Source organism: Candidatus Frankia alpina, assembly GCF_902806485.1.
Classification (GTDB): Bacteria; Actinomycetota; Actinomycetes; order Frankiales; family Frankiaceae; genus Frankia; species Frankia alpina.
The window spans coordinates 1-10,551 of the sequence record NZ_CADCWT010000174.1 but is presented as its reverse complement, the minus strand read 5'-3'; the positions used below and the strand labels follow the sequence as shown (position 1 = coordinate 10,551).

The 10,551-nt window shown below is 71.8% G+C and carries 7 protein-coding genes and 1 pseudogene; 5 read left to right on the top strand and 3 right to left on the bottom strand.

Annotation, left to right across the window (positions count from 1 at the left end; translation table 11 throughout):
• Window positions 1-360: 360 nt before the first annotated feature.
• Window positions 361-1,098: a helix-turn-helix transcriptional regulator gene (locus G6R25_RS17080; RefSeq protein WP_163553790.1), complete on the top strand. Its 738-nt coding sequence runs from the start codon at window positions 361-363 to the stop codon at window positions 1,096-1,098.
• A 76-nt stretch (window positions 1,099-1,174) separates the two neighbouring features.
• Here the strand turns inward: G6R25_RS17080 and G6R25_RS17075 are convergent, their stop codons facing one another.
• Both G6R25_RS17075 and G6R25_RS17070 read right to left on the bottom strand, forming a co-directional pair.
• Complete coding sequence (locus G6R25_RS17075) at window positions 1,175-2,179, bottom strand: TerC family protein (RefSeq protein ID WP_235948797.1); 1,005 nt, start codon at window positions 2,177-2,179, stop codon at window positions 1,175-1,177.
• A gap of 287 nt (window positions 2,180-2,466) precedes the next feature.
• Window positions 2,467-3,846 carry a peptidase M50 gene (locus G6R25_RS17070; protein ID WP_163553788.1) on the bottom strand — a complete coding sequence of 460 codons (1,380 nt, stop codon included), beginning with the start codon at window positions 3,844-3,846 and terminating at the stop codon, window positions 2,467-2,469.
• 179 nt (window positions 3,847-4,025) lie between these two features.
• Here G6R25_RS17070 and G6R25_RS17065 point away from each other — a divergent pair, with 179 nt between their 5' ends.
• Entirely contained in the window at window positions 4,026-5,492 is a 1,467-nt protein-coding gene (locus G6R25_RS17065; RefSeq protein WP_163553787.1) for a PucR family transcriptional regulator, read from the top strand.
• 70 nt (window positions 5,493-5,562) lie between these two features.
• Window positions 5,563-7,695: an excinuclease ABC subunit UvrB gene (uvrB, locus tag G6R25_RS17060; protein ID WP_163553786.1), complete on the top strand. Its 2,133-nt coding sequence runs from the start codon at window positions 5,563-5,565 to the stop codon at window positions 7,693-7,695.
• A gap of 40 nt (window positions 7,696-7,735) precedes the next feature.
• Here the strand turns inward: uvrB and coaE are convergent, their stop codons facing one another.
• Entirely contained in the window at window positions 7,736-8,347 is a 612-nt protein-coding gene (gene coaE, locus G6R25_RS17055) for a dephospho-CoA kinase (RefSeq protein ID WP_235948796.1), read from the bottom strand.
• 392 nt (window positions 8,348-8,739) lie between these two features.
• Between coaE and G6R25_RS17050 the strand changes: the two genes are divergently transcribed.
• Complete coding sequence (locus G6R25_RS17050; protein WP_163553785.1) at window positions 8,740-9,483, top strand: hypothetical protein; 744 nt, start codon at window positions 8,740-8,742, stop codon at window positions 9,481-9,483.
• Window positions 9,484-9,624: 141 nt separating this feature from the next.
• Window positions 9,625-10,494: pseudogene (locus G6R25_RS17045) on the top strand (M4 family metallopeptidase); the annotation flags it as partial.
• Window positions 10,495-10,551 lie beyond the last annotated feature (57 nt).

Here is a 10,551-nt window from a genome sequence, read left to right as displayed (position 1 = left end):
CAACACACCAACACAACATTGATGTCACGCAAAGCGACGAAACGTTACCGGGAAAGGCTCAATGTCGAACGGCCGATCATGGCAACAGCCGTGACCGTCGAAGATGTCAACGGGGCGGTCATGGAATCCGTTCCCACGCCGCAATCGGCGCACCGCCAGCACCACCCGGTGCACCCCGCTCGCCCGTCGGGGCCGATTACCTACCCGCTGCCGGGCTGGTCATCGCGCCGTGTCACCCGCTCCCGCGAGCCGGCTGGCGCCGTGCTCCGCCATCGCACATCACGGGCACGGGGCAGCGAGATTGCCCAAGTCGCGCCGTTTCGCCACCAGTCGCGACTAGCCCCTGTCAACGTGGAACGCATGCCGCACCCAGATCGACTGACCGCGATCGTCGAGGAGCTGCGCCGGGCCGGATCCGCCGGGCGAACAGCCGCAAGCCTGGCGGCCCGGCTGGACGTCAGCGTGCGGACGATCCGCCGGGACCTGCTCGCCCTCCAGGACGCCGGGGTTCCCGTCGGCGGGATCTCCGGGCCGGGCGGCGGGTACGTACTCGCCCAGCACGCGATGCTGCCGCCCGTCGCGCTCACCCAGGGCCAGGCGTCCGCGGCCGCGGTGTCGCTGGCCGCCGCCGCGACCGGCCCGCTGACCCGCGACGGTGCCGCGGCGCTGGAGAAGCTGCTCGACATCATGCCCCCGCCAGGGCAGCGGCAGGTCGCCCAGCTGGCCTCCCGAGGCTGGGCGGGGCCGCCGGTGGTCGCCCGCACGGCGCTCGCCACCACGATCGAGGAGGCGCTGCGGGCCGGCCGCGTGCTCGCGATCGACTACCAGGACGCCGCCGGCAGCCGAACCCTGGGCCGCCGGGTGGAGCCGCATCTGCTGGCCTTCACCGGCGGCAACTGGTACCTGCTGGCCTGGTGCCTGGACCGGAGCGGTCCGCGCTGGTTCCGTTGGGACCGGATCTCCCGCGCCGTCAACACCGGCCAGCCGGCGGACGGCCGTGACCCGTTCGCGATCTTCACCGCGCCCCCGCCCGGGGTGCGGCGGGTCCGCCGGGCACCGGTGCCCGACCCACGCGGTGAGCCGGCGCGGCCGAGCTGACCCCGGCCGGCGGGTGGCCCGTCGGCGAGGCGGCGATCGCCACGGTCGACGGGCCGGGCGCACCCGGCGGGGTCGCCTAACGCGCGCGCACGCCGCCCGGCGCGGAAACCTCCCGTGGCTCGGCCCCGTCACCCGCCCCCTCGTCCGGCGCAGGCGTCTCGGCTGCCTCCTGCGCGGGCGGTTCGGTGAGCAGTGACCAGCTCACCGAGACGGCCAGCGCGACGGCGATCACGCCGAGCGAGAGTGCGATCGGCATGTGCCACACGTCCGTGAGCAGCATCTTCACGCCGATGAAGGCCAGGATGAACGCCAGCCCCGTCGCCAGGTGGTGGAACCGTTCCATCAGGCCCGCGAGCAGGAAGAACAGCGAACGCAGGCCCAGAATGGCGAGCGCGTTGCTGGTGTAGATGAGGAACGTCCTGTCGGTGACGCCCAGCGCGGCGGGCACCGAGTCGAAGGCGAACAGCACGTCGGCGGTCTCGATCGCGACGAGGACGGCGAGCAGCGGCGTGGCGACGATCTTGCCCGCGCGGCGCAGCATGAAGCGCTGTCCCTCGTACTGGTCGGTGACCGGCATGACCCGTCTCAGCAGCGTCACCGCCCGGCTCTGTCCGGGGTCCAGCTCGACGCCGTTGTCGCGCAGCATCTTCACGGCCGTGAAGATCAGGAACGCACCGAAGACGTAGATGATGAAGCTGAACTGCTCGAGCAGGGCGACCCCGGCGGCGATGAAGATGAACCGCAGCACCAGCGCGCCGAGCACGCCGTAGAACAGCACCCGGTGCTGGTACTCCCGGGGCACCTTGAAGTACGAGAAGATCAGCGCGAAGACGAACAGGTTGTCGACGGACAGACTCTTCTCGAGCAGCCAGGCCGTGGTGTACTCGCCGGCGGCCCCGGGGCCCTGCCAGGCCCAGATGACTCCGGCGAAGCCGATGCCCAGGGACACCCACAGCAGGCTCCACCAGGCGGCCTCGCGGAAGCCGATCACGTGGGCCTTGCGGTGGGCGAGCAGATCGATGGCGAGGAGCACGAGCAGAGCACCGACGAAGGCGGCCCAGGCCCAGAGGGGAACATGCACGGAGATCTCCAGAGGTGTCGGGTCGCGCCCCGGATGCGCCACCCCGGCTCCTCCGGGGCGGAAGATGTCGCTCTGACCGGCCGGGCGCCGTTGCCAGCGGCCGGTCAGAGCACGTTCACGCGTGTCCCGCCGCCAGCGAGATGAACGCAAAGCGACGGTCCTCTAACTCCTAGTAACTTCTAGGCGTATGACAACCTCGCCGTCCGCCCCCGCCGAATCGCACGCAGGAGATCCGGCGGGGGCGCGGACAGGCGCGGACAGGTCGGACGGGCCGGTCGCCGGCGTGGTCAGCGCCAGAGACTGCCGGGCCGCACCGGCCCGGCGCCCCGCCCGCGCAGCGGCGCCGTCTCAATCGCCTGACCGAACTCGACCGGGCCGACGGTGCCCACCATCCGTGGGCTGCCGTCCGCCGCCGGCTCGACCACGACGACGCAGCCGGCGGCGGGCCGTTCGAGCAGCCTCGCGGGCAGGTCGGCCACCGCGTCGTCCGGCGCTGCCGTCGCGACCATGGACAGCGGAACGAGGACGCGGTTGACCCGGGCGAGACCGCGGTCGTCCATGGGGACGGCGGCCAGGTCGCGCAGCAGCGCCACTCCGGCGAGCGAGCCGTCGAAGTCCTCGACCCCGAAGAGGGCTCGACGGGCGGGCAGCACCACGTCGTCAAGCGCATCGTCCACGGTCGACCAGGACGACAGCATCGGCGGGGCGGGGCTCATCACGTCCCGCGCCACCAGGCCCGCCAGCGCGGCGTAGGTCCGCTGCTGGGACTGGGCCAGCCTGGATGCACCCAGCGCCAGCCAGCCCAACAGCACCGCCCACAGGCCGACGAAGCCGACTGCGAACACGCTGGCGGCACCGACGGCGATCAGCGACCAGCCGCTGATGACGCCGGCCCGGGCGACGGCCTGCTCGGCGCGCTCCCTGCTGCCGGTCCGACGCAGCACCCGGGCGGCGATCAGCCGCCCGCCGGAGCTGCGCGGGCTGGGCAACGCGTCGATGAAGGTCACCAACAGGGCGAACGTGCCAACCCAGAGGGCCACCTGGCCGGCCAGGGCCAACGTCCCCGCCGGCGCCAGCGCACCGAGGGTGACGAGCAGCGCGCCGGCCAGGGTGGTCACCGTGAGCCCAGCGCGGGCGACCTTCGCTTCGGCGCGGACTTCGGCGCCCGACTCGGCGAATCTCGAGCCGCCGGCCGGGTCCCTCGGACCGGCGGCCGGCGGCCGTATGTCGACGCCGCCGCCTGCACCGAACGTGGCCGGGGAACCGGTGGAGCCGGAGCGGCGATCGGTGGGCGCCGCGGATCCTGCTGCGGGGTGGCCCGCGTGGGTCACGCCCGCCCCCGCCAGGCCGGCGCTCCCCCGGCCTCGGTCACCGAGGGCGACCGTCAGGCGGCTGCCGAAGGCGCCGACGGTGATGCCGACGACGGTCAGCCCGGCCCGGCGGGCGGCGCGGGCTCGCCTCAGGTCCGCACCCAGCAGGATGCCGATGAGCAGGCCGGCACCGATCAGCCCACCGCTGAGGTAGGCGAACCCGGGTCGGTCCGGCACGGTGGCGGGCAGCGTGATCGCGGCGAGCAGGACGGTGACGACCGCCACCGACACGGCGAGTCCCGGACGCACCGTGATCGGCGGAATCCCTCCTCGTCTGGTGGCGTCGTGGGTGGTCATGTCCGCTCAGACTCCTTTCGGCGTTCCCTGGCTTTCCCGGCCGACGTCGACGACCGGGTGCTACACATGCTCAACGTCTAGCCTGCCCTTCGACGTCCCGGCAGACACCGCACGGACTCCGCGACTTCGCCTATCATTTCGTTGCCGAGGATCGGCAATAAGGAACGGGAGACAGGCAGATGAACGAAGGGGATGGATCGGCCGGGACGACCGCGGTCGACGACGACGTACCGGCCGGTCTGCCCGAGACGAGCCTGACCCGGCTACCCCGCGCGGCCGTGCTCGCGGCTGCCGACTCCCGGCTGCACGCCGGCCTGCTCGGCGACTACCTCGACGTCCTCGCCTCGGCCGCGGACAGCGGGCGGCGGCTGACCCGAGCGGAGCTACAGGCGTTTCGCGATCTCGGCCAGGCGGCAGCGGAGTCCGGGGCGTCGCTGCGCGCCCTGGTCGACCTCTACCTCTCGGCGACCTGGCGAGTGTGGCCGTCGCTGCCCGCAGTGCGGGAGGCCGACCGCACCGCCCGCGAGCTGACCCGGGCGTCGAGCGAACCGGTGGCACCGGGGCAGCTCGCCGATGCGCTGCGTTCGGCCGGCGAATCGGTCGGGGCGGTCTCGCGCACCCGTGCCGCCGCCTCCGCGGTGCTGCGGGCCAGCGACGACGCCGTCGCCGCCGTCTGCGAAGGCTACGAGGCCGCCCGCACCGCCCGAGCCCGCTCCGAGGAGGCGCTGCGCCGCGAACTCGTCGACGACCTGCTCACCGGAACGTCGGAGGTGGGTCAGCTGCTGGAGCGGGCCGGGGCGTTCGGCCTGCGGCTGGAGGCGCCCCACATCGTCCTGGTCGTCGCCGGCAACCGGCGCTTCCTCGACGGGCGGGCGCTGACCCGCGCGGCCGAGACGATCCTGCGGGAACACAGCCTCACCGATCCGCTCGTCGCGACCCGCGACGGCCTGCTCGTCTGCGTGGTGCCCGAGCAGGGCGACCTGGCCCGCGGCCCGGAGCCGCCCGCCCGCGACGTCACCCCGGCCGGCCGGTCGGCCGCCGGCCCGGATGCCGCCAGGGCCAGGGCGGGCGCGAACCGCCCGCCCGGTCGGCGGCGGGCGGACGAATCGACTGCCACGGGCGCGGGCTTCTCCCCACTGCCCGCGTTCGCACCCGCGCAGGAGGCCACGGCCGCGATGTCCGCGCTGACCCGCCGGCTGCGCACCGAGCCCGGCCTGCTCTGGCGGGTGGGGGTCAGCCGCGCGCGCAGCGGCGTCGCCGGAGTCCGGATCGGCTTCGAGGAGGCGCGTCGCGCCGCGGACCTCGCCGGCCGGCTGGGGCTGGAGGGTGCCGTCGTGCACACCGACGACCTGCTCATCTACAAGGTTCTGCTACGCGACCGGGAGGCGCTGGCGGAGCTGGTCGAGGCGGTGCTCTCGCCGTTGCAGGCCGCCCGGGGCGGCGCCGGCCCGCTGCTGGAAACCCTGGACGCCTACTTCACCACCGGCGGGGTGGCGCTCGCCGCGGCGCGCCGGCTGCACCTGTCCGTGCGGGCGCTGACCTACCGGCTCGACCGCATCCGTGCCCTGACCCGACACGACCCGACCTCCCCGACCGACCGGTACGTCCTGCAGACGGCAGTGCTCGGCGCCCGGCTGATCGGCTGAGACCCTGCCGGCGGGTGGGCCGGCGGCGGCTGGTCGGAAACTGTCGGAGGGCTGTGGTGTTCTAGAGGACGTGAGCACAACGTTCGAACGGCCCAGCCTCGACATCGAGCGGACGCGCGCCCCGTTCGAGGTCGTGTCCGACTTCTCCCCGTCGGGCGACCAGCCCGCCGCGATCGATGAGCTGGCCCGGCGGGTGCAGGCCGGCGATACCAACGTGGTCCTGCTCGGCGCGACCGGCACCGGCAAATCGGCGACGACGGCGTGGCTCGTCGAGCGCCTGCAGCGGCCGACGCTCGTGATGGCCCCGAACAAGACGCTCGCCGCGCAGCTCGCCAACGAGTTCCGCGAGCTGCTGCCGCACAACGCGGTCGAGTACTTCGTCTCGTACTACGACTACTACCAGCCCGAAGCGTACATCGCGCAGACCGACACCTACATCGAGAAGGACTCCTCGATCAACGAGGAGGTCGAGCGGCTGCGGCACTCAGCGACGATGAGCCTGCTCACACGGCGTGACGTCATCGTGGTGGCGAGCGTGAGCTGCATCTACGGCCTGGGCACGCCGCAGGAGTACATCGACCGGATGGTGCGGCTGCGCGTCGGCGACGAGATCGAACGGGACCTGCTGCTGCGCCGCTTCGTCGACGTCCAGTACACCCGCAACGACCTGGCCTTCACCCGAGGGACCTTCCGGGTCCGCGGCGACACGGTGAAGGTGTTCCCGGTCTACGAGGAGCTCGCCGTGCGGGTCGAGATGTTCGGCGACGAGATCGAGCGGCTGACCTACCTGCATCCCCTGACCGGGGAGATCGTCCGCGAGGTGGAGGAGATCTTCGTGTTCCCGGCGACGCACTACGTCGCCGGCCCGGAGCGGATGGAGCGGGCGATCGCAGGGATCGAGACGGAGCTCGACGAGCGCCTCGCGACGATGGAGCGCCAGGGCAAGCTGCTGGAGGCGCAGCGGCTGCGGATGCGCACCACCTACGACATCGAGATGATGCGCCAGGTCGGCTTCTGCTCCGGGATCGAGAACTACTCCCGGCACATCGACGGCCGCGACGCCGGCACCCCGCCGCACACCCTGCTGGACTACTTCCCCGACGACTTCCTGCTGGTGATCGACGAGTCGCACAACACCGTCCCCCAGATCGGCGGGATGTACGAGGGCGACATGTCCCGCAAGCGCAACCTCGTCGAGCACGGCTTCCGGCTGCCCAGCGCGATGGACAACCGGCCGCTGCGCTGGGAGGAGTTCCTGGAGCGCATCGGCCAGACGGTCTACCTGTCGGCGACTCCCGGCCCCTACGAGCTGGGCCGGGCCGACGGCATCGTCGAGCAGATCATCCGGCCGACCGGGCTGCTCGACCCGGAGGTCGTGCTCAAGCCGACGAAGGGGCAGATCGACGATCTCGTCCACGAGATCCGGCTGCGGGCGGAGCGGGACGAGCGAGTCCTCGTCACCACGCTGACCAAGAAGATGTCCGAGGATCTCACCGACTACCTGCTCGAACTCGGCATCCGGGTGCGCTACCTGCACAGCGAGGTCGACACCCTGCGCCGGGTGGAGCTGCTCACCAAGCTGCGCCGCGGGGATTTCGACGTGCTCGTCGGGATCAACCTGCTGCGCGAGGGCCTCGACCTGCCCGAGGTGTCGCTGGTGAGCATCCTCGACGCCGACAAGGAGGGCTTCCTGCGCTCCGACAAGTCGCTGATCCAGACCATCGGCCGCGCCGCCCGCAACGTGTCCGGCCAGGTGCACATGTACGCGGACTCGATCACCCCGTCGATGCACCGTGCCATCGACGAGACGAACCGGCGCCGCGAGAAGCAGATGGCCTACAACGCCGAACGCGGCCTCGATCCGCAGCCGCTGCGCAAGAAGGTCGTCGACATCCTCGACGACATGTTTCGCGAGTCCGCCGACGGCGAGCTGATCGGCGGGGGCGGCCGGTCGCAGTCTCGGGGCAAGGCGCCGGTGCCGGGAATGAAGTCCCGGGGCGGGGCGCAGGGCACGGTCGGCCGATACGCCGCCGAGCTCGCCGGGATGCCCTCGCACGAGCTGGCGCAGCTCATCCGCCAGCTCGACGACCAGATGCACGAGGCGGCCAAGGAGCTCCAGTTCGAGCTGGCCGCCCGGCTGCGCGACGAGGTCGCCGAGCTGAAGAAGGAGCTGCGCGGCATGGGAGCCGCCGGGGTGCAGTAGGGCTGCGGGGCAGTAGGGCTACAGGGTGGCGGCCGGGGAGCTACTCGGCGGCGGCGCGGGCGTCGCGGCGGGCAAGCAGCTCCCGCCAGACCTCGTCGAGGCGCACGTCGAGCTCGTCGAGGTTGCCGCTGTTGTCGATGACAATGTCGGCGGCCTCACGGCGCTGCTCGTCGGTGGCCTGCGTGGCCATCCGGGCCAGCGCCTGGTCGCGGGGCAGACCGCGGCCCTCCAACCGCACCAACCGCAGCTCGCGCGGCGCCTCGACGACCAGCACCAGGTCGTAGCTGCCCTCCGCGTGCACCTCGACGAGCAGCGGAACGTCGTGCAGGACGATCCCGTCCGGGGGCAGCTGCGCGATCCGCCGACGGGTCTCGGCTCGGATGAGCGGATGGACTATCGCCTCCAGCCGCCCGCGGGCCGCGGCATCGGCGAAGACGATCCGGCCGAGTGCCAGGCGGTCGAGGCTACCGTCGGGCGCGGCCAGCTCGGCTCCGAACTCCGCCAGCACCGCGGCCAGGCCCGGGGTTCCCGTCCCGACCACGTCCCGGGCGATCTGGTCGGCGTCGATCAGCAGCGAACCACGGGTTGCGAGACGCGAGGCGACCGCGCTCTTGCCCGACCCGATTCCACCCGTCAGACCCACTGTGAGCACAGGCCGAGTCTGCCAGCCCAGGCAGGCACATGCGCCGCCCTTCCGCTGGTGTCCGGGTTCCATGCCGGCAGCCGCGCAGGGCAAGGCGCAGCCGGGGCTCTGCACGCCACCAACTCCCGGCACCTATCTGTGATCGGCTGCACACATAGTCGTGCCGAGGGGTAACTACGGTTTCAGACCGCAAAACCGTGCTTACCCCTCGGCACGATCTGTCCGCAATGTGGCCAGGTGACGAAGTTGAGGCGCCGCGATGCTCCGACACCTGGCCAGCACGGCTGCCAGCGGGAGACACCAGCCGGCCATCGCGGCTGACCGCTTTCGCGGCACGCAGAGCGGTTGGCAGACTGGGCCGCGTGAGGGCAGCCGAACAGGGGCGGGCGCAGTCCCTTCCCATGCCCGCCAGTTCCGACCCGATCGGTCCCGCCCCTGTCGCCGGCCTGCCCGCCAGCGAGTTGGCCGAGGTGGCGCAGGGCGAAGGCTTCGCGCAGGCGGGGTCAAGCGGGCTGTGGCCGGCGCTGCTTACCGGCTCACTGCTCGGTCTCGGCGCCATCGGGCTGGCCCTGGTGCCCGCGCTCGCCGGCCGCGCACCGCTGCTGCTCATCGCGCTACGGCCCACCTGGGCGATCCTGCTACTTGTCGGCGGGTCGGTGCCGTTCGTGCCGGCCCTGCTGATCGCCGCGTTCTTTCGAGCCCTGGTTGACGTCGGTTACTTCGGGCTGGCCCGCAACAACATCCGATCGGTCCTGCTGCGGCGCCTCGGCGGCAGCCGGCTGGTCACGGCCCTGGCCCGCCCGAGGACCCAGACTCCCCTGCTGTGGTTCTGCCTGTTCAACACCAACGCGGCGGTTGACGCGGCGCTCGGCGCGGGCGACGTGCCGATGCACCGCTTCCTGCGGTTCCTGATTCCCGGCTCCCTGCTGTCGGCCGCGCTGTACCTGACCGCGGCACGGGCGGTGGCCCCGTGGATGCGCGGCGCCGTGAACTGGCTGGACGCGCACCTGACCTACCTCGTGCTCGGCGGTCTGGCGCTGGTGCTGGCCCAGGCGGCCGGGCGGGTCGGACTCCGACGGTGGCGCGGCAGGCGGGCCGGATTGCCAATGGAAAGACATCGCGGAAATGGCGATAACACGCCGTAGGCCAATAACCACACCATGCAGACGCATCGGCAGACTCTGGACATTCTGCGCCGCAGGTAGCAGGGTCGGTGGCTGCGGGTCACATCACCCGTCGGATGCACGCCGGACCTCGGCCCGGTCGCCGCCCCCCCGGAGTCGACCATGCCTCGCCCCCACCCCGTCACGCCAAGCCGCCCCAGCGCGCTGGGCCACTGCGCGCCCTGCGCCATCCCGCCGCACATCCTCGAACGCATCGTCCGCAACGGCAGCGACGATCAGCGTTCCTGGGCACTGTCCACCCTCGTCCAGGACAGCTCGCACCGCACGATCCGCGTCCACAACGGCCAGCTGCGCGCGGCGCAGCGCGGCGCGGCACCGCCGCGGCTCAGCCCGGATGACGGCCCGCGCCGCACCGTCGGGGACGCCACCGGCGCAGAAACGCTGCCGGGTCGGACCGTCCGCACCGAGGGCGACGCGGCGGTCGACGACGTGGCGGTCAACGAGGCCTGCGACGGCCTCGGCGCCACATTCACGTTCTACTCCGAGGCGTTCGGCCGCGACTCGATCGATGACGAGGGAATGGCACTACTCGCCACCGTCCACTACGGCGACCATTACGACAACGCCTTCTGAAACGGCCGGCAGATGGTGTTCGGCGACGGCGACGGCGAGCTTTTCCAGCGGTTCACGGTATCGCTGGACATCATCGGGCACGAACTGACCCACGGCGTCACCGAGGACGAGGCGGCGCTGATGTACGTCAATCAGTCCGGGGCGCTCAACGAATCGGTCAGCGATGTCTTCGGCTCCCTGGTGAAGCAGCACGCGCTCGGGCAAACGGCCGAGCAGGCCGACTGGCTGATCGGCAACGGGCTGCTCACCGACGCGGTGCAGGGCGTCGCACTGCGGTCGATGAAGGACCCCGGCACCGCCTACGACGATCCCGTGCTCGGCGACGATATCCAGCCTGGGCATATGTCCAAGTATGTCAAGATGACTGGCGACAATGGCGGCGTCCACATCAACTCGGGGTAACTGGTCAGGTATTTGTTTGATCTTGGGTTAGCTGGTTGCGGGCATCCAGGCGCG